General features: G+C 72.6%; 18 protein-coding genes. 6 read left to right on the top strand and 12 right to left on the bottom strand.

What is annotated here, in order from left to right; translation table 11 throughout:
* Positions 1–172 (bottom strand): GntR family transcriptional regulator (locus RH94_RS44710; protein ID WP_234426075.1); only part of this gene is annotated, 172 nt, incomplete at its 3' end.
* A 195-nt stretch (positions 173–367) separates the two neighbouring features.
* On the opposite strand from RH94_RS44710, the gene RH94_RS26785 reads away from it, so the two are divergent.
* The 3 genes from RH94_RS26785 (at position 368) to RH94_RS26775 (ending at position 2,728) form a co-directional block, all read left to right on the top strand.
* Positions 368–1,273, top strand: a complete 906-nt coding sequence (locus RH94_RS26785) for a D-alanyl-D-alanine carboxypeptidase family protein (RefSeq protein ID WP_073950715.1) — start codon at positions 368–370, stop codon at positions 1,271–1,273.
* Positions 1,274–1,397: 124 nt separating this feature from the next.
* Entirely contained in the window at positions 1,398–1,745 is a 348-nt protein-coding gene (locus RH94_RS26780; protein ID WP_073950713.1) for a GntR family transcriptional regulator, read from the top strand.
* Positions 1,742–2,728 carry a DUF1648 domain-containing protein gene (locus RH94_RS26775; RefSeq protein WP_073950711.1) on the top strand — a complete coding sequence of 329 codons (987 nt, stop codon included), beginning with the start codon at positions 1,742–1,744 and terminating at the stop codon, positions 2,726–2,728. Before RH94_RS26780 ends, RH94_RS26775 begins: the two co-directional genes overlap by 4 nt.
* A gap of 85 nt (positions 2,729–2,813) precedes the next feature.
* Here RH94_RS26775 and RH94_RS26770 read toward each other — a convergent pair whose 3' ends face one another.
* The 3 genes from RH94_RS26770 to pdhA are packed head-to-tail and all read right to left on the bottom strand — an operon-like array spanning position 2,814 to position 6,405.
* Positions 2,814–4,214: a dihydrolipoamide acetyltransferase family protein gene (locus RH94_RS26770; protein ID WP_073950709.1), complete on the bottom strand. Its 1,401-nt coding sequence runs from the start codon at positions 4,212–4,214 to the stop codon at positions 2,814–2,816.
* Positions 4,215–4,225: 11 nt separating this feature from the next.
* Entirely contained in the window at positions 4,226–5,206 is a 981-nt protein-coding gene (locus RH94_RS26765; protein ID WP_073950707.1) for an alpha-ketoacid dehydrogenase subunit beta, read from the bottom strand.
* Between the two features lie 2 nt (positions 5,207–5,208).
* Positions 5,209–6,405 (bottom strand): pyruvate dehydrogenase (acetyl-transferring) E1 component subunit alpha, encoded by a 1,197-nt coding sequence (gene pdhA, locus RH94_RS26760; protein WP_073950706.1) that lies wholly within the window; start codon positions 6,403–6,405, stop codon positions 5,209–5,211.
* A 524-nt stretch (positions 6,406–6,929) separates the two neighbouring features.
* Between pdhA and RH94_RS26755 the strand changes: the two genes are divergently transcribed.
* Complete coding sequence (locus RH94_RS26755) at positions 6,930–7,946, top strand: phosphotransferase (RefSeq protein ID WP_199881068.1); 1,017 nt, start codon at positions 6,930–6,932, stop codon at positions 7,944–7,946.
* A gap of 66 nt (positions 7,947–8,012) precedes the next feature.
* Here RH94_RS26755 and RH94_RS26750 read toward each other — a convergent pair whose 3' ends face one another.
* A complete protein-coding gene (locus tag RH94_RS26750; RefSeq protein WP_073950704.1) occupies positions 8,013–9,620 on the bottom strand; it encodes a protein kinase domain-containing protein in 1,608 nt (535 codons plus the stop codon).
* A gap of 341 nt (positions 9,621–9,961) precedes the next feature.
* On the opposite strand from RH94_RS26750, the gene RH94_RS26745 reads away from it, so the two are divergent.
* Positions 9,962–11,623, top strand: a complete 1,662-nt coding sequence (locus RH94_RS26745; RefSeq protein WP_073950702.1) for a Stk1 family PASTA domain-containing Ser/Thr kinase — start codon at positions 9,962–9,964, stop codon at positions 11,621–11,623.
* Between the two features lie 85 nt (positions 11,624–11,708).
* Here the strand turns inward: RH94_RS26745 and RH94_RS26740 are convergent, their stop codons facing one another.
* Complete coding sequence (locus RH94_RS26740; RefSeq protein ID WP_073950700.1) at positions 11,709–12,248, bottom strand: bacterial proteasome activator family protein; 540 nt, start codon at positions 12,246–12,248, stop codon at positions 11,709–11,711.
* 68 nt (positions 12,249–12,316) lie between these two features.
* Positions 12,317–12,874, bottom strand: a complete 558-nt coding sequence (locus RH94_RS26735; RefSeq protein ID WP_073950698.1) for a PadR family transcriptional regulator — start codon at positions 12,872–12,874, stop codon at positions 12,317–12,319.
* 426 nt (positions 12,875–13,300) lie between these two features.
* On the opposite strand from RH94_RS26735, the gene RH94_RS46210 reads away from it, so the two are divergent.
* Positions 13,301–13,429, top strand: a complete 129-nt coding sequence (locus RH94_RS46210) for a hypothetical protein (RefSeq protein ID WP_267893399.1) — start codon at positions 13,301–13,303, stop codon at positions 13,427–13,429.
* 7 nt (positions 13,430–13,436) lie between these two features.
* Here RH94_RS46210 and RH94_RS26725 read toward each other — a convergent pair whose 3' ends face one another.
* The 5 genes from RH94_RS26725 to RH94_RS44705 all read right to left on the bottom strand — a co-directional run.
* The gene (locus tag RH94_RS26725; protein WP_073950696.1) at positions 13,437–14,417 is read right to left on the bottom strand and encodes an NAD(P)H-quinone oxidoreductase; all 981 of its coding nucleotides are present in this window, start codon (positions 14,415–14,417) and stop codon (positions 13,437–13,439) included.
* Positions 14,418–14,456: 39 nt separating this feature from the next.
* Positions 14,457–15,560, bottom strand: a complete 1,104-nt coding sequence (locus tag RH94_RS26720) for a potassium channel family protein (RefSeq protein ID WP_073950694.1) — start codon at positions 15,558–15,560, stop codon at positions 14,457–14,459.
* Complete coding sequence (locus RH94_RS26715; RefSeq protein WP_073950692.1) at positions 15,557–16,921, bottom strand: molybdopterin molybdotransferase MoeA; 1,365 nt, start codon at positions 16,919–16,921, stop codon at positions 15,557–15,559. Before RH94_RS26715 ends, RH94_RS26720 begins: the two co-directional genes overlap by 4 nt.
* Positions 16,921–17,862 carry an NTP transferase domain-containing protein gene (locus RH94_RS26710; RefSeq protein WP_234426070.1) on the bottom strand — a complete coding sequence of 314 codons (942 nt, stop codon included), beginning with the start codon at positions 17,860–17,862 and terminating at the stop codon, positions 16,921–16,923. The genes RH94_RS26715 and RH94_RS26710 overlap by 1 nt, the downstream gene beginning before the upstream one ends.
* Positions 17,863–17,940: 78 nt before the next feature.
* The coding region (locus RH94_RS44705; RefSeq protein ID WP_234426069.1) for a dihydrolipoamide acetyltransferase family protein at positions 17,941–18,746 on the bottom strand (806 nt) is incomplete at its 5' end.

Here is an 18,746-nt window from a genome sequence, read left to right as displayed (position 1 = left end):
CCTCCAGCCGCAGCAGCGCCTCGCGCACGGGCGTCCGCGAGACGCCGACGGCCTCGGCCAGCTCGCCCTCGGTCAGCAGTGTCCCGCCCTCGTAGCGGCGCTCCAGGACGGCCTGCTTGACGTGGGTGTAGACGCGGTCGGCGGCAGGGGGGTGCTTCACGGCCAGACTCATGCCCACAGCATAGATACAAGAGGTACGCATGGCATGCCCCGTCCGGCATGCGGACCGGACGGGATGTGAGGAAAACACCCCCGCGCCCGCGCAACCTTCCGCGCCGGTCACGAGTCAGACAGACGCGGCCCCACTCCTGTGGGCACTCAACTCTGCCGCACTGAAGGGTCATTCGACACAATCGGGGTACCTCACTTGAAAACCGGCATTCAGGGCATCCGTCTCCGCAGAGCCGCCGCAGTCGCCGTGACCGCGGGCGCCGTGCTCGCCACCGGGGCCCTCACCGCGGCACCGGCACAGGCGGCCGTCGCCACGCCGTCGATCGTGGCCAAGGGCGGCTACACGATGGACAACGCGACCGGCAAGTCGTTGTACGAGAAGGCCGCGAACACCCCTCTTTCCACCGGTTCCACCACGAAGATCATGACCGCCAAGGTCGTGCTGTCGCAGCCGAAGCTGAACCTCGACGCCAAGGTCACCATCCAGAAGGCGTACAGCGACTACGTCGTCAGGAACAACGCCTCCCAGGCCCACCTGATCGTCGGCGACAAGGTGACCGTCCGTCAGCTGCTGTACGGCCTGATGCTGCCCTCGGGCTGCGACGCCGCGTACGCGCTGGCCGACAAGTTCGGCTCGGGCACGACACGGGACGCGCGGGTGAAGTCGTTCATCGGCAAGATGAACAGCACCGCCAAGAACCTCGGCATGAAGAACACGCGCTTCGACTCCTTCGACGGCATCGGCAAGGGCAGCAACTACTCGACGCCGCGCGACCTGACGATCCTCACGCGCAGCGCGCTGAAGGACACCACGTTCCGCACGGTCGTGAAGACCAAGTCCTACACGGCCAAGACCGTCACCAAGACGGGCAGCACCCGCACGATGGCGACGTGGACGAACACGAACACGCTGCTCAGCAGCTACAAGGGCGCCATCGGCGTGAAGACCGGCTCCGGCCCGCAGGCCAAGTACTGCCTGGTCTTCGCCGCCACCCGCAACGGCAAGACGGTCATCGGCACCGTCCTCGCCTCCTCGTCCGTCGCCCAGCGCGGCACGGACGCCACGAAGCTCCTGAACCACGGCTTCGCCAAGCTGGGCTGACACCCGCTCACCCGCGCGACGGGCCCGCCGCTGACGACCAGCGGCGGGCCCTTTTCGCGTGACCGCGCCCACCAGACCGCCGGCCGCACACCGATGTGCTGATGGTGATACTGTCATTAGCATCATGTTGCTGCGTTTGGACAAGAGGGACACCCGGCCCCTGCACGAGCAGGTCGCCGGTGCCATCCGCCGTGCCATTGCCGAGGGAGAGTGCCGGCCGGGCGACCGCCTGCCGTCGGCGCGCGATCTCTCCCAGGCACTGGACATCAACGTCAACACGGTCCTGCGCGGCCTGCGCGGCCTGCGGGACGAAGGACTGCTGGAGTTCCGCAGGGGCAGGGGCGTGACCGTGGCCGAGGACGCCGAGCAGCACTCCGGGCTGCGGATCCGGGTGCGGGACCTGATGGCCGAGGCGGCCCGCCTGGGCTACAGCCGGAACGATCTCATCGAAATGATCAAGGGGACGCGATGAAGGTGGCACGCTGGGCATTCGCGGTCTGGACGGTCGGTACGGCGGTCCTGATCGCGGCGCTTCCCTGGGCCGCGAGGCACCGGCTGCCGGACCGGTTGGCGACCCACTGGGGCTTCGACGGGTCCGCGCCGGACGGCTCGATGCCGCTGTGGGCGGCCTGTGTGGTCCCGGCGCTGATCTGGCTCGCGCTGTGCGCGGGCGTGGAGGCGGCGCGGTGGAGGGCCGGCCGGGACGCCCGCGCGGCGACCCGGCCGTGGGCGGTGGCCGTGCTGCCGACGGTCGGCGTCGTCATCGGCGGCGTCCAGGCGGCCGTCGTACGGGCGAACCTCGACCGCACGGACTGGCACCAGGCCCGGCTGTCGGCCGGGTGGGTCGTCGCCTCCGCGGTCGCGGCGCTCCTCGCCGGGGCCGGGGGATGGCTGGTGAGCACCCGGCAGCGCCCCGCCGGCCCGGCAACCGCGGGACAGGACGGCCACGGACCGAGGTTGGAGCTGCCCGAGGGCGAGCGCGTGGTGTGGTTCTCGCGCACCACGAATCCCTGGCTCCACCTGCTGGCGGCCGTGACCGGACTGGTGGCCGTGGCCGCCCTGGTCGCCCTCGTCGGCGGTCTCGCGGAGCCCGGTCCGGCGTGGGCCCTGTTCGCCCCGTGCGCGCTGGCCTCCCTCGTCGTGGCCGGCTGCGCCTCGGTCCAGGCACGCGTCTCCGAACACGGTCTGGAGGTGTCCTTCGGCCCGCTCGGCTGGCCGGTACGGCGCTGGACCCCGGACGCCGTCGAATCCGCCCGCGTCGAGAACCGTACGCCCACCCAGGTCGGCGGGTGGGGCTACCGCCTCAGCGGTCTGGGCACCACGGTCATGCTGCGCGCCGGCGAGTGCCTGGTCATCCGCGCCCGGGGCCGGCGCACCGACTTCGCGCTCAGCGTGGACGACGCGGAACGCGGCGCGGCCCTGCTGAACACCCTGCGCGCCCGGCAGGCGCGCTGACAGTCCGCAGACCGACGGGCCCGCCCCGGCAGACGCCGGGGCGGGCCCGTCCGTACGGTGGGCCCGCCCCGGACCGTGCCGGGTGCTACGCCCAGGTGATCAGCCGCTTCGGCTGTTCCAGGATCGCCGCCACGTCGGCCAGGACCTTCGAGCCCAGCTCGCCGTCGACCAGGCGGTGGTCGAAGGAGAGGGCCAGGGTGGTGACCTGACGGGGCTTGACCTTGCCCTTGTGGACCCACGGCTGGAGCTTGATCGCGCCGACCGCGAGGATCGCGGACTCGCCGGGGTTGAGGATCGGCGTGCCGGTGTCGACGCCGAAGACGCCGACGTTGGTGATCGTGACCGTGCCGCCCTGCATGGCGGCGGGAGACGTCCTGCCCTCCTTCGCCGTCGTCACCAGCTCGCCGAGTGCCTCCGCGAGCTGCGGAAGCGTCCTGGCGTGGGCGTCCTTGATGTTCGGGACGATCAGGCCCCGCGGGGTGGCCGCGGCGATGCCCAGGTTGACGTAGTGCTTGACCACGATCTCCTGGTTCACCTCGTCCCAGGACGCGTTGATGTCCGGGTTGCGCCTGATGGCGACCAGAAGGGCCTTGGCGATCAGCAGCAGGGGGTTCACGCGCAGGCCCGCGAACTCCTTGTCCTGCTTCAGCTCCTCGACGAGCTTCATCGTGCGCGTCACGTCCACCGTCACGAACTCCGTGACGTGCGGCGCGGTGAACGCCGAGCCGACCATCGCCGCCGCCGTCGCCTTGCGGACGCCCTTCACGGGGACGCGGGTCTCGCGGACCGTGTCGTACGACGGCACGGGTGCCGGGGCCTGGGGCGCCGGGGCTTCCGCCGCCGGAGCGGGAGCCGGCGCGGTCACCGTCGCCGAGACCGCCGCGTGCACGTCCTCGCGCGTGATGATGCCGTCCGGGCCGGACGGGACCACCGTCGCCAGGTCCACGCCCAGGTCCTTGGCCAGCTTGCGCACCGGCGGCTTCGCCAGGGGGCGGGGCCCGGCCTCGGGGGCGGCGGTGGGGGTGCCGTGGCCGTTCAGCTCGCTCTGGATCGCCGTCGACGCCCGGGAGACCGCGACCTCCGGGCCCTTGCGCGGGCGGCGCTTGGTGGCGGACGTCGAGACGCCGTAGCCCACCAGGACCGGCCGGCGGCTCTCCGTCTTCGGCTCCTGGTCCGTCTTCGGCTCGGCCGCCGGGGCCTGCGCCGGGACCTCCGCCGGCGCCGCGCCCGCCACCTGCACCGCGATGATGGGCGTGCCCACGTCCACCGTGGTGCCCTCGGCGAAGTGCAGCTCGCGCACCACACCGTCGTAGGGGATGGGCAGTTCGACGGCCGCCTTGGCCGTCTCGACCTCGCAGACCACCTGGCCGTCGGTGACCGTGTCACCGACCTGGACGTACCACTTGAGGATCTCCGCCTCGGTCAGACCCTCGCCGACATCCGGCATCTTGAACTCGCGCACGGACGCATCGGTCATCGTCGTCACGAACCTCTCCCTCAGTACGCCAGCGAGCGGTCGACGGCGTCGAGCACGCGGTCCAGGTCCGGCAGGTACGACTCCTCCAGGCGGGCCGGCGGGTACGGCGCGTGATAACCGCCGACCCGCAGCACCGGAGCCTCCAGGTGGTAGAAGCAGCGCTCGGTGATCCGGGCGGCGATCTCCGCGCCGGAGCCGAAGAACACCGGTGCCTCGTGGACCACCACCAGGCGGCGGGTCTTCTCCACCGACGCCTGGATCGAGTCGAAGTCCAGCGGGGACACCGAGCGCAGGTCCAGGACCTCCAGGGACTTGCCCTCCTCGGCGGCCGCGGCGGCGACCTCGTGGCAGAGTTTCACCATCGGGCCGTAGGCCGCCAGCGTCAGGTCCGTGCCCTCGCGGACGACCCGCGCCTTGTGCAGCGGGCTCGGGATGGCCTCCGTGCTGACCTCGCCCTTGTCCCAGTAGCGCCGCTTGGGCTCGAAGTAGATCACCGGGTCGTCGCTCTGGATGGCCTGCTGCAGCATCCAGTACGCGTCCGACGCGTTGGAGGGGGAGACGACCTTCAGGCCCGCCACGTGCGCGAACAGCGCCTCCGGCGACTCCGAGTGGTGCTCGACCGCGCCGATGCCGCCGCCGTAGGGGATGCGGATGACGACCGGCAGCTTGACCTTGCCCAGCGAGCGGGCGTGCATCTTCGCCAGCTGCGTGACGATCTGGTCGTACGCCGGGAAGACGAAACCGTCGAACTGGATCTCGACCACCGGGCGGTAGCCGCGCAGGGCGAGACCGATCGCGGTGCCGACGATGCCGGACTCGGCGAGGGGGGTGTCGATGACCCGGCTCTCGCCGAAGTCCTTCTGCAGACCGTCCGTCACCCGGAACACGCCGCCGAGCTTGCCGACGTCCTCACCCATGATCAGGACCTTGGGGTCGGACTCCAGGGCACGGCGCAGCGACTCGTTGATCGCCTTGGCCAGCGCCATCTTCTCAGCAGCCATGATCAGACCCCCTCTGCGTCCGCGAACGACGCCTGGTAGGCGGCGAACCGGGCGCGCTCCTCGTCGACGAGCGCGTGCCCGTCCGCGTACACGTTCTCGAAGATGGCGAAGTCGTCCGGGTCGGGCATCGCACGGACCGCTTCGCGCACCCGCTTGCCCAACGCCTCGCTCTCGGCCTCGAGTTCCGCGAAGAATCCCTCGTCCGTGTGGTGTGCGGACTCCAGGTGGCGGCGAAGGCGCAGGATCGGGTCCTTCGCCTCCCAGGCCAGGCGCTCCTCGTCGCCCCGGTAGCGGGTGGGGTCGTCGGAGGTGGTGTGGGCGCCCATGCGGTAGGTGTACGCCTCGACCAGGGTGGGGCCCTCGCCGTTGCGGGCGCGCTCCAGCGCCCACTTGGTGACGGCGAGGCAGGCCAGCACGTCGTTGCCGTCGACGCGGACGCCGGGGAAGCCGAAGCCCGCCGCGCGCTGGTAGAGCGGGACCCGGGTCTGCTTCTCGGTCGGCTCGGAGATCGCCCACTGGTTGTTCTGGCAGAAGAACACCACGGGGGCGTTGTAGACCGCGGAGAAGGTGAAGGACTCGGCCACGTCGCCCTGGCTGGAGGCGCCGTCGCCGAAGTAGGCGACGACCGCGGAGTCCGCGCCGTCCTTGGCGATACCCATCGCGTAGCCAGTGGCGTGCAGCGTCTGGGAGCCGATGACGATCGTGTAGAGGTGGAAGTTGTTGCCGTTGGGGTCCCAGCCGCCGTTGTTCACCCCCCGGAACATGCCGAGCAGGTTGGTCGGGTCGACCCCGCGGCACCAGGCGACGCCGTGCTCCCGGTAGGTCGGGAAGACGTAGTCGTCGTCGCGCAGCGCCCGGCCGGAGCCGATCTGGGCGGCCTCCTGGCCCAGCAGCGAGGCCCACAGGCCCAGTTCGCCCTGACGCTGCAGGGAGGTGGCCTCGGCGTCGAAGCGGCGGGTGAGCACCATGTCGCGGTACAGACCGCGGAGCTCCTCGGCGGTGATGCCGGCGACGTACTTGTCGTACTCGGCGTTCTTTACGCGCTTGCCCTCGGGCGTCAGCAACTGCACGAGTTCGGGGTCGGCGCCCTTCTTGGCGCCGGCGCGGCCCCTGGTGCCGGCGGCTTTCGTACCGGTCGAACCGGCCTTGCTTCCGGCGCTGCGTCGCGATGTGCGCGCGGCAGTGCTCTCCACGGTCACGTGTGCTCCTCCGTCGGTCCGGCCCCCGGGGTTGCCGGCAGGCCAGTGCGGCTCGCCTGCTGACCACGGGCACGGGGTGGGTGCCACTCGGCCGGGAACAGGCGTGACAGGTGCCCCGGCGAGCGCCCTGCAGCAGTCACGTTACCCAGTGCCCCACATTTCTGGGAAACCCCCCTGACCTGCGCGTTTCCTTGGATTTCCAAGTATTTTTCCTTGGACGTCCAAGTATCGCGCCGGGCATCGGGGGCAGTCGCTGGTCACAGCTGCGCAGAGGGCCGGAACACCGGCACGTTATCCCGGTCACCCCTGAGTCGGGAAGAGTTGACAAGTGGCCGGAACTGCTCTGGACGGAGGACACCGCCGGGTGACAGGCGCGTCGGCGGGCGGTACGCGGAGGAGAACGGCGCCGCGACCTGATGTGACCGAAAGCGACTATTGATGACTGTCTGTGACAACGCCCAGCTCACAGCCTCCTCCGGTGCCCTAGCATCTGGCGCGTGCCGCGCCCTTGTGTACCACCCCCCGTGCCCCACGCGCCCCCTCTGAGCGCCTTGCTGCGCCAGTACGCCGCCGGTTCCGCCCTCACCTGCGAGCCGGTCGACCAGGGCCTGCTCAACCGCGGCTACCGGCTGTGCACCACCCGCGGCCGCTACTTCCTCAAGCACCACTTCGATCCGGACACCGCCGACCCGGCCGCCATCGCCCGCCAGCACCGGGCCACCCAGCGCCTGGCCGACCTCGGCGTCCCGGTGGCGCCCCCGCTGGCCGGCCGTGACGGGCGCACGGTCGCCGTCGTCGGCGGCCACGCCTACGCCCTGCACCCCTGGGTCGACGGCCGGCACCGCCACGGCGGCCAGCTCACCACGGGACAGTGCGCCCGCCTGGGAGCGCTGCTGGGGGCCGTGCACGCCTGTCTGGAGCGTGTGATGCCGCCCAAGGGGCGCACCCGCCCCGCCACCGGCCCCCACCCGGTGGAGAGCGCCGATCCCGCCGACACCTTCACGCTGATCGACGACCTGCTCGCCCACGTCCGCCGCCACCGCCCCGCGGACGCCTTCGACGCACTGGCCCGGCACCGGCTCCTGGAACGCCGGACGCTCCTGGAGCGGCACGCCGACCGGCGTCCCCCGCCCGGCGGCCCGGTCGGCTGGGTGCACGGCGACTTCCACCCGTACAACCTGCTCTACAAGGGAGACGCTCCCGCCGCGATCGTCGACTGGGACCGGCTGGGCGTGCAGCCGCGCGCGGAGGAGGCGGTACGCGCCGCCGCGATCTTCTTCGTCCGGCCCGCCGGCACCCTGGACCTGCCGAAGGTCGGGGCGTACGCACGCGCGTACCGCCGCGCGGCCGGCGTCACGCCCTCGGAACTCGCGGCGGCCGTGCACCGCGTGTGGTGGGAGCGTCTGAACGACTTCTGGATGCTGCGCTGGCACTACGAGCGCGGCGACACGCGCGCGGACCCCCAGTTCCCGGCCGCCTCGGCGCTCGCGGTGTGGTGGACACGGGAGTACGACGCGGTGTGCGGGGCGTTCGCGGAGTGAACCCGAGGGCCGGAGCGCAGCACGCGCGCGTGGGCCCGAACGGCCTCACGCGCGCGTGACGGGCGGTCAGCCCTGGTTGCCGCCCGGATTCTGCGTGCTGCCGCCGTTGTCCGTACCGCTGTTGCCCCCCGTGGTGTCCGGCTGCTGCCCCCCGTCCGAGGGCGGCGACTGCTCCTGCGTGGGCGGCGGCTGCTCCTGCGTGGACTGCTGGTCCGACGGCTGCTGCGAGAACTGGTCGTCGGTCGGCTCGGACTGCGTGTACGACGGCCGGTAGGACGGCGTGTAGTTCTTCCAGCCGCCCCCGCCCGAGCCGTTGCCCCGGTTCGTGGAGGTGTCCGACGGCTGTTCGTTCGCGGTGTCGCTCGGCGTGGGGCTCGGCTCGGCGTCGTCCTCGGACGGCGTACTCGTGGGCGACTGGGTGGTGCCGGTGCCGCTGCCGCTGCCGGGGTCACCGGTCTTGTTCAGCGCCAGCGCCACGCCCGCCGCGACGGCGATCATCGCGAGCACGGCGAGGACCCACAGCTTGCCGCGGCCACTGCCCTTGTTGCCGTACCCCTCGAAGCCGCCGTCGTCGCCGTTGCCGTACCCGGCGGGGAGGATCGGCTGCGGGATCTGCGTGGTGCCCGAGTTGGGGTCGGCGGCGTGCGGCATCACGGTCGTGCCGGCGAAGCCCGCCGCCGGGGTGTGCCGGCCGTCGTGCGCCTCCACCGGGCCGGTGTTCCAGGTGCCGGTGTGGCCGCCCTGGTCGTACAGCATCTGCAGCCCGTACTGGATCAGCCCGCGCATCTCCTCGGCCGTCTGGAAACGGTCGTCGGGCTCTTTGGCCAGCGAGCGCATGACCAGGCCGTCGAGCTCCGGCGGGCAGGTGCCGCCGGCGACCTGGGACGGCGGCACCGGCATGTCCTGGACGTGCTGGTAGACCACCGACAGCGGGGTCTCGCCGGTGAACGGGGGCCGCAGCGCGAGCAGTTCGTACAGCAGGCAGCCCGTCGCGTACAGGTCGGAGCGGTAGTCGACGGCCTTGCCGAGGGCCTGCTCCGGGGAGAGGTACTGCGGGGTGCCCATGACCATGCCGGTCTGCGTCATCGTCGTGGACGCGCCGTGCAGGGCGCGGGCGATGCCGAAGTCCATCACCTTCACGGCGCCGTTGTCGGTGATGATGACGTTGGCGGGCTTGATGTCGCGGTGCACGATCCCGTGCTGGTGCGAGTAGGCCAGCGCCTCCAGGACACCCGAGACGATGATCAGCGACTGCTCGGGGCCGGGCGCCTCCGCGGTGAGCAGCAGGTCGCGGATGGTGTGGCCCTCGACCAGTTCCATCACGATGTACGGCACGGCCTGGCCGCCCACCTGGTCCTCGCCGGAGTCGTACACGGCGACGATCGCGTGGTGGTTGAGCCCGGCCACCGACTGGGCCTCGCGGGTGAAGCGGGCCTTGGAGGTGGGGTCCTCGGCCAGGTCGGCGCGGAGCAGCTTGACCGCGACGGTGCGTCCCAGCCGTACGTCCTCGGCGGCGAACACCTCGGCCATGCCGCCCCGGCCGAGTCTGTGCGTCAGCCGGTACCGACCGTCGCCGACCAGGCCGCCGTTGCCCCAGGACTCAGGCGCGTCCGACATGCCGCCGCCACTCGCCTCGGGGTCGGACGGGCCCTGGGCGCGCTGCTGCTGTGCCATCAGTCCTCGCCGTCGTTTCTGCCCGCGGTGCGCGCGGTGTTGTCACGGTCTCCGTCGGCCACGCTACAGGCTCCGCGCAAGCCGCCGGTCCAGGAGCGTGGTGGCGACCGCTGCGGAAACCGGCCCGAGACGGACCGGCCATGAAACCCCGCGCGGGTACCGCCGTGCAAATCCCGCGCACCGGCCGGACGGTTGCCGTAACGCTTCCGCGACGGTTCCTTCGCGCACGGTCACGGAACGGGCACCGCGCTTGACGTGTCAGTGCCCTGGGGCAGACTTGGCCGGGAATGACTCATTCGATCAACGAGGGCGTCCGACGGCCCGGCGGGGGACACGGAGACATGAGCCAGGACGGCGCACACGGCCACTACGCGGGGCGGGCACTGGCCGACGGCCGCTACCAGCTGCGCGACCTGCTCGGCGAGGGCGGCATGGCCTCGGTGCACCTCGCCTACGACTCCGTGCTCGACCGTCAGGTCGCCATCAAGACCCTCCACACCGAACTCGGCCGGGAACCGGCCTTCCGCGAGCGGTTCCGCCGCGAGGCCCAGGCAGTGGCGAAACTCACGCACACGAACATCGTCTCGGTGTTCGACACCGGCGAGGACACGCTGTCCGTCAGCGGCTCCGCCGCGGGGAACGGCATGCCGACGCCGTACATCGTCATGGAGTACGTCGAGGGCCGCCCCCTGGGCTCGGTGCTGGAGGAGGACATCCGGCAGCAGGGCGCGATGCCCGCCGACAAGGCTCTGAGGATCACCGCGGACGTGCTCGCCGCGCTGGAGATCAGCCACGAAATGGGCCTGGTCCACCGCGACATCAAGCCGGGCAACGTGATGATGACCAAGCGCGGTGTGGTCAAGGTCATGGACTTCGGCATCGCCCGCGCCATGCAGTCCGGCGTGACCTCGATGACCCAGACCGGCATGGTCGTGGGCACCCCGCAGTACCTGTCGCCGGAGCAGGCCCTCGGCCGGGGCGTGGACGCCCGCTCCGACCTGTACTCGGTCGGCATCATGCTGTTCCAACTGGTCACCGGACGGCTGCCGTTCGACGCGGACTCGCCGCTCGCCATCGCCTACGCGCACGTGCAGGAGGAGCCGGTCGCGCCCTCCTCGGTCAACCGCTCGCTGCCCCCGGCGGTGGACGCGCTGGTCGCCCGCGCGCTGCGGAAGAACCCCAACGAGCGCTTCCCGAACGCCGAGTCCATGCGCGACGAGTGCCTGCGCGTGGCGGCCTCCGTCCAGGCGGCCCCGCCCAGCATCGTCCCCGGCGCCCGGACCCCGAGCGGCGCGGGCGTCGGCTCCGCCGTCTTCCCGCCCGTCGACCAGGCCGCGCCGGCTCCCACGGGCAACGTGCACACGCCGTACCAGCCGGCCCCGGCACCCAACCCGTACAGCACCGGCGTGCCCGCCCCGTCCCAGGGGTACGGCTACCCGCAGCAGGCCGGCTACCAGACGCCCGCCGCGTCGCCGTACGCCCAGCCGGCGCAGGCCCCGACTGTGCCGTCGTCGTACACCGTGCCGCCCCCGCACACACCCGGACCGGGCGGCGGCGGGAACAACAAGCCGGTGATCATCGGGTCGGTCGCCGTCGCCGTCATCGCGGTCGTCGGCCTGATCGCCGCGCTGGCCCTGAACAACGGCGGCGGCAACGGCGCCGAGGGCGGTGACAGCACCATCACCGCGTCCCCGTCGGTGGTCGAGAGTCACCGCGGGCCGGACAGGTCGAGGACGATCGATGCCGACGAGTGCAGGGAGCCGCGGAAGGCGTACAACGACCCGGACAAGGTCCAGGTGCCGGACTTCCGGTACAAGAACCTCGATTCGGTCAAGGAGTGTCTCCGGGCCGCGGGCTGGAAACTGAAGAAGAACTCCGTCGACGAGAACACGTTCGGCCAGGACACGGTCATCAACCAGTTCCCCGCGGCCGGCACGGACATCGACCCGAAGAACGCGCCGGAGATCCAGCTCGACGTCTCGACCGGCAACCCCCAGTCCTGAACCACGACCCTGGCCCGCAGTCCAGAAAAGGGCCCGGCAGGATCCTGCCGGGCCCCACGACCGGGACGTGGAACGACTCGAAGGCCTACAGGTACGGCCCGCCCGAGCGGCCGCCCGTGCGAGGGTCGTCACCTCCGTCGTGGCCGAGCCCAGGGGGGAGCGCGCGGCGCATCTGCTCCAACTGGGCGCGGGCGGCCATCTGCTGGGCGAACAGGGTCGTCTGGATGCCGTGGAAGAGGCCCTCCAGCCAACCCACCAACTGCGCCTGGGCGATGCGCAGCTCGGCATCGCTGGGCGTTCCCTCGTCGGTGAACGGCAGGGAGAGCCGCTCCAGCTCCTCCACGAGCTCCGGCGCCAGACCGTCCTCCAGCTCCTTGACCGAGCTGGCGTGGATCTCCTTCAGCCTGTTCCGGCTCGCCTCGTCCAGGGGAGCCGCGCGCACCTCCTCGAGGAGCTGCTTGATCATGCTGCCGATCCGCATGACCTTCGCGGGCTGCTCCACCTGCTCCGTCACCGGGGTCTCGCGGGAGTCGTCGTCCCCGCCGCCGCCGAGCGCCATACCGTCCTGGCCCACGACCAGGATCTGCGGATTCTCCGGCGACCGTTCGTTCCTCGGCATCTCCATGCCGCCATTCTCTCGCATCCGTGCCTCCCCCTTTCGTGGTGCCCCCCTGCCCGGGGTGATCCACCACGTCACCCCTCCGTCCCCGCGTCCCCCGGAAGGTCCAGGCGCAGCAGACGGGCCTCGCAGTGGTCCAGCCAGCGGACCTCCGCCTCGGCGTGCCAGACCAGCTGCTCCAGGACCAGCAGGCGGGCCACCTCCCCGGGACAGCCGGGCGGGCGGGACAGCGCCTCGGCCCGTCGGCGCACGGAGTCGTGCAGTGCCTCGGACGCGTGCCGGCGCTGCGTCTCGACGACCTGCCGCACGTCCACGCCGGGTGTCCCCGCCGCCAGCACCAGCTTGAGCACCAGCTCGTCGCGCGGCGGGCCGTCCCGCTTCACGGGCCGCGCGTACCAGGCCCGCACCTCGGCGCGCCCCGCCTCGGTCAGCGCGTACAGCGTCCGGCCGTCCTCGTCCACGCCCTCACGGGTGACCATGCCGTCGCGTTCCAGGCGGCCGAGCGCGGCGCGGACCCGGCCGATGCCCGGCGACCGGGCCGACCCCGTGCACGCCGCGAACTCGGTGCGCAGCCCGGAGCCGTGGCGGGGGCCGCCCACCAGGAGCGCCAACAGCCCGTGACGTATCGACATAACCGGATTGTGCAGCGCGTTCGCCCCGGCGGCCGATCACGGAATGCCGGATTGGGCCAGTGATGTGAGTGTTGCCGTGTGACTCCACGGCTGCGCGTTCTGCTGCGCGCGACGGGGCTGCCGGTCGTGCTGGGAGCGGCCGTCCTGTCCGGCGGTTCCGCCCCGGCGTACGCCGCGGTGCCCACGCCCTCGGACGCCACCGCGTCGCCCCACGGACCCTCGGCGTCGCCATCGGCCCCACCCTCGCACTCCGTCGGCCCTTCGCGACGCGGGAGCCGGCCGGGGCGGCCGCCCCGGCGGGAGACGGAGAGCACGGAGAGCGGCGACACGGCCGGGCCGGGGAAGGACGGCAGTGAGGCCCCCGGGAGCGCGAGCGGCGGTCCGGAGGCGACTCCCGCTTCCCCGTCACCGCGGCGAACCGCCCCCGTGCCCGCCCCGCGGCCCGGCCCCGAGACCAGACCCGCGCCGCGCGTACTGCCCCTGGGCAGCGGACTGGTCCTGATCGGCCTCGGTCTCGGGCTCGCGTTCCTCGCCCTCCGGGTGCGCCGGGACTAGACCCTGTCTAGGACGCCACCAGGAGCACCTTGCCGATGTGGCCGCTCTCCTCCAGCAGCCGGTGGGCGGCCGCGGCGTCGCGCATCGGCACCTCCCGGTCGACGACCGGCCGTACCTGGCCGTCGGCGAGCAGCGGCCAGACGTGTTCGCGTACGGCGGCGACGATGGCCGCCTTCTCACCGAGCGGACGGGCGCGCAGCGAGGTCGCGCTGATCGCGGCCCGCTTGCTGAGCAGGGCGCCGATGTTCAGCTCGCCCTTGGCCCCGCCCTGCATGCCGATGATCGCGAGCCGGCCGTTGACGGCGAGGGCCCGGACATTGCGGTCCAGGTACTTGGCGCCCATGTTGTCGAGGATCACGTCGGCACCGGCCCCGTCCGTGGCCCGCCGGATCTCCTCGACGAAGTCCTGCTCGCGGTAGTTGATCAGGATCTCGGCGCCCAGTTCGGCGCAGCGTCCGAGCTTCTCCTCGGTGCCGGCGGTGACGGCGACCTTGGCGCCGACGGCCCGGGCCAGCTGGATCGCCATGGTGCCGATGCCGCTGGAGCCGCCGTGCACGAGCAGCGTCTCGCCGGGGCGCAGGTGGGCGACCATGAAGACGTTGGACCAGACGGTGCAGGTCACCTCGGGCAGCGCCGCGGCCTGCCTCAGGCCGACGCCCGCGGGAACGGGCAGCAGCTGACCGGCCGGAACGGCGACCTTCTCGGCGTAGCCGCCCCCCGAGAGCAGCGCGCACACCTCGTCGCCGACGGCCCAGCCGGACACCCCGGGCCCGAGTGCGGCGATCCGCCCGGAGCACTCCAGGCCGGGGTACCGGGAGGCGCCGGGCGGAGGGTCGTAGAAGCCCTGCCGCTGCAGGATGTCGGCCCGGTTGACGGCACTGGCCGCCACCTCGACCAGCACCTCCCCCTCTCCGGGCACCGGGTCCGGCACCTCGTCCCACACCAACGCCTCGGGCCCACCGGGTTCGGGAATCGTGATCGCATGCATGGGGCCGACGCTACTGCTTCCCTCGTCCCGGCCCCGTCCTCAGTCCTGGGGAAGCGGTCGTGTGTCCGGGATGACCCTCGTGCCCGGCGCGGCCCGGACGATGGTGATCAGACGGTCGGTCAACTGCAATTCCCGTACGGTCGGGTCGTCGTAGGCCAGCACCCGGTGCCCGCGCAGCACGCTCACCACCAGGTCGTCCATGTCCCGCGGGTCCTGACCCACCTCGGCCTTTATGACGGGCCGTTCGACGATGTCCAGGCCGCTGCCCTGCTGAATGAGGTCCTCCAACACCACGCTCGCGGCCGGGCTGAGCACGGACAGCCCGAGCAGCCGCCCCGCCGCGCTCGCGCTGGTGACGACGGCGTCCGCACCGGACTGCTTGAGCAGCGGCCCGTTCTCCTCCTCCCGCACCGCCGCGACGATCTTCGCCGCCCGGTTGAGCTGCCGGGCCGTCAGCGTCACCAGCACGGCCGTGTCGTCCCGCTGGGTCGCGACGATGATCTGCCGCGCCCGCTGCACCTCGGCCCGCTTGAGCACCTCGCTGCGGGTGGCGTCTCCGACCACGCCCGCGTATCCCTCCGCCGTGGCCGCCTCGATCACCTTGGAGCTGGGGTCGACCACGACGACCTGCTGCTTCTTCAATCCGGCCGCACAGACGGTCTGGAGCGCCGACCTGCCCTTCGTGCCGAACCCGACGACGATGGTGTGATCGCGCAAAGTGGACCTCCAGCGATTCAGCCGCCATTCCTCACGGGTGCGTTCGGTGAGGACCTCGAGCGTGGTGCCGACCAGGATGATCAGAAAGATCACCCGCAGCGGCGTGATGACGAAGATGTTGACGAGTCGGGCGCTGTCGCTGACAGGGGTGATGTCGCCGTATCCGGTGGTGGAGAGGGTCACCGTCGCGTAGTACGCCGCGGCGATGAGGTCCTCCATCGGGGCGTCCTTGCCGCTGTCCCGGTATCCGTCACGATCGACATAGACGATCAGGACGGTCACGCACAGCACCAGCAGCGCGAGGGCCAGCCGTTTGCCGACCTGACGTATCGGGCGCTCCACGATTTTCCGCGGGAGCTTCACCCGATGGGTCACGAGATGTTCGCCCGCTTGGCGGGCGATCGCGTCATGGCCCGGAAGTTTCACGTGAAACACACCCCGATTCCGGCGGCGGCCCAGGGCAGGTCGAGGAGTTCGGTCTCCTGACCCGGCCGGGCACCACCCGGTGGTACGACGGCGAGAGCGTCGGCCGCCGCGACACCGCGCAGCATCGCGGGACCGTTGTAGTGCAGCGGGACGGCGTGGTCGCCGCGCAGCACGACCGGCACGAGCCGGGTGTCGTGCGGATGCCCGTGCACCGCCTCCCGCAGCGGCAGCGCGTACGGCTCCGGGGCCGGGCGCGCGGCCAGCGTGCGCAGCAGGGGCTCGGCGAGCGTCAGCAGGCCGGAGACGGCCGCGAGCGGGTTGCCGGGCAGACCGACGAGATGCTGGTTCTCCTTGGTACGGGCCAGCAGCATGGGGTGGCCGGGGCGCACCTCGACGCCGTTCACCAGCAGCTCGGCGTCGATACGGCGCAGGGTGGGGCGGACGTGGTCGACCGGGCCGGCGGCGGTTCCGCCGGTGGTGACGATCACGTCGGCCCCGGACCGGGTGACCGCCCTGTGCAGCGCCTTCGCGTCGTCGCCGATCCGGCGCACGGTGGTGACCTCGGCACCCAGCGCCCGCAGCCAGGGCGGCAGCATCGGGCCGAGCGCGTCCCGGATCCGGCCGTCGTGCGGCAGGCCCTCGGTGAGCAGTTCGTCGCCGAGGACCAGGACGTCGACGCGGGGGCGGGGGACCACGGTGAGCGTGTCGTACCCGGCGGCCGCGGCGAGACCGAGCACGGCCGGGGTCACCAGGGTGCCGACGGGCAGCAACTGGTCTCCGTTGCGGCACTCCTGGCCGCGCGGGCGGATGTCCCGCCCGTGTCCGACCTCGCCGACGGCGTGCAGTCTGCCCTGGGTGTCCGTGCGGCCGTACTCGCTGCGCAGCACGGCGGTCGTGTCCTGCGGGACGCGGGCGCCGGTCGCGATCCGCACCGCCTCGCCGTCGGTCAGCGGCTCCGGCTCGCCGCGTCCGGCCAGGACGCCCTCGTCGCGCACGTCCCAGGGGCCGGGGCCGGCGACCGCCCAGCCGTCCATGGCGGAGGTGTCGAAGGAGGGCAGGTCGGTGAGGGCGGTCAGCGGCGCGGCCAGGACCAGGCCCAGGGCGGCGTCGAGGGACACCGGGACGGGGGCGCGGCGGGCACCGGCACGGACCGCGCGGGCGGCGGTCCCGCGGGCCTGCGGCCAGGGGACGGCGCGGTGGCGGGCCTCCTGGGGCTGCGCGGGGTGCGGGGTGGCGCGGTGGCCCGGTCCGTCCCGGCCCGGCCCGGAGGGGTGGCCGTTGCCTTCGTTCACGAGGGCGAGCGCCTCCTCGACGTCGAAGTCCTCGGCATCCTCGTCGACCTGCGCACCACGGGTGGTCATCAGGCGTCCGGGCGGGTGTCGGGCGTGGCGTCGGGAGCCACGTCGGGCCTGCCGGCGCCGGGGGTGCCGGCGGTGTCCGCGGTCTTCTCCTCCGCCCAGCGCAGGGCCAGGGCGGCGGCCTTGCGGGAGGCCTCGGCGACCGCCTCGGGACCGCCCCCGCCCCGGGCGGCCGCGTAACCGACGAGGAAGGTGGTCAGGGGTGCCGCGGGCCGGTCCACGCCGTGGGCGGCCTCGCGGGCCAGGTCGAGCAGCGCGCGGGTGTCGACGTCCAGTTCGATGCCCAGCTCGTCCTTGACTGCGGAAATCCATTCATCCAACACGTGCCCATGCTCCCTGATACGTGCCCTGGCGGTGGCGATGTCGTCCCAGGTGTCGCAGTCGAAGGAGGCGACGTGGTCGGGGACGCGGACAAGGTCGAGCGCGGCGGTCAGCCGGCGCAGCGGCAGCCCGGTGAGGGCGCCCTGTGCGCCGTGTGCCGCGTGGTCCTCGGCGAGCGCCGTCAGTCCGCGGCGCAGCGCGTGTGCGCGGTAGGCGGCCACGAGCGGCTGGTCGCGGCCGTCGGCGTCGGTGAGCAGCGCGCCGTCGGCCTCACCGGCGTGCAGGGCGCCCAGCAGCAGCCGTACCGTGGCCGGCCGGAGGAACGGCAGGTCGGCGGAGAGGACGACGACGTGGTCCGCCGTGGTGTGGCGCAGCCCGGCGTCGAGCGCGGCGAGCGGACCCGCGCCGGGCGGCTCCTCGCGTGCCCAGCGCACGGGCCGCGCGGTGGGACGGGCCTCGGCGACCACGACGGTCGTGCGCGCGTCGGCGCAGGCGGTGAGCACGCGGTCGAGCAGGGCACGGCCGCCGACGCGCACACCGGGCTTGTCGGCACCGCCGAGCCGTCGGGCGGCTCCCCCGGCGAGCACGACGGCGTCGTAGGCGAGGGACTCGTGGACGGTCACCCCCCGAGTATGCGTCCCGCCCGCGATCACCGGGAACGCGGGCGGGACCCAGGTCCTGTCGTCGACAGGACCTGGCACTCACAGCGTGCGCAGCAGCACCGCCGGCTGTTCCACGCAGTCGGCCACATACCGCAGGAAACCGCCCGCCGTGCCGCCGTCGCACACCCGGTGGTCGAAGGTGAGCGAGAGCTGGACGACCTGCCGCACCGCCAGCTCGCCCTCGTGCACCCAGGGCTTGGGGACGATGCGGCCGACGCCGAGCATGGCGGCCTCGGGGTGGTTGATGATCGGTGTGGAGCCGTCGACGCCGAACACGCCGTAGTTGTTCAACGTGAAGGTGCCGCCGGTGAGTTCCGAGGGCGTGAGGGTCCCGGCCCGGGCCGCCTCGGTCAGCCGGGCGAACTCGGCGGTCAGCGACTCGGCGTCGCGCGTGTGCGCGTCCCGTACGACCGGGACGACCAGCCCGCGCTCGGTCTGCGCGGCGAAGCCGAGGTGCACGGCGTCCAGCCGGACGATCTCCCTGGCCTCCATGTCCACCGTGGAGTTGAGCTCCGGGTGGCGGGCGAGCGCGGCCGTGCAGATCCGGGCCAGCAGCGCGAGCAGGGAGATCTTCTGTCCCCCGGCGGCGTTCATCGCGGCCCGCGCCCGCATCAGCTCCGTGGCGTCGGCGTCCACCCAGCAGGTCGCGTCCGGTATCTCGCGGCGGCTGCGGGAGAGCTTGTCGGCGACGGCACCGCGGACGCCCTTGAGCGGGGTGCGGGTGCCGGAGGTCCGCGCCGGCGCGGACGTGGGCGCGGACGGTGCCGTGGCCGTCCGGTCCCGCGCCGCGTCGGCCCTGAGCGCGTCCTCGACGTCCGCGCGCAGGATCAGTCCCTCGGGTCCGG

Source organism: Streptomyces kebangsaanensis (genome assembly GCF_001906585.1).
Taxonomy (GTDB): domain Bacteria; phylum Actinomycetota; class Actinomycetes; order Streptomycetales; family Streptomycetaceae; genus Streptomyces; species Streptomyces kebangsaanensis.
Note: the sequence above shows the minus strand (reverse complement) of the source record. Positions and strands in the feature narration are given on the sequence as shown.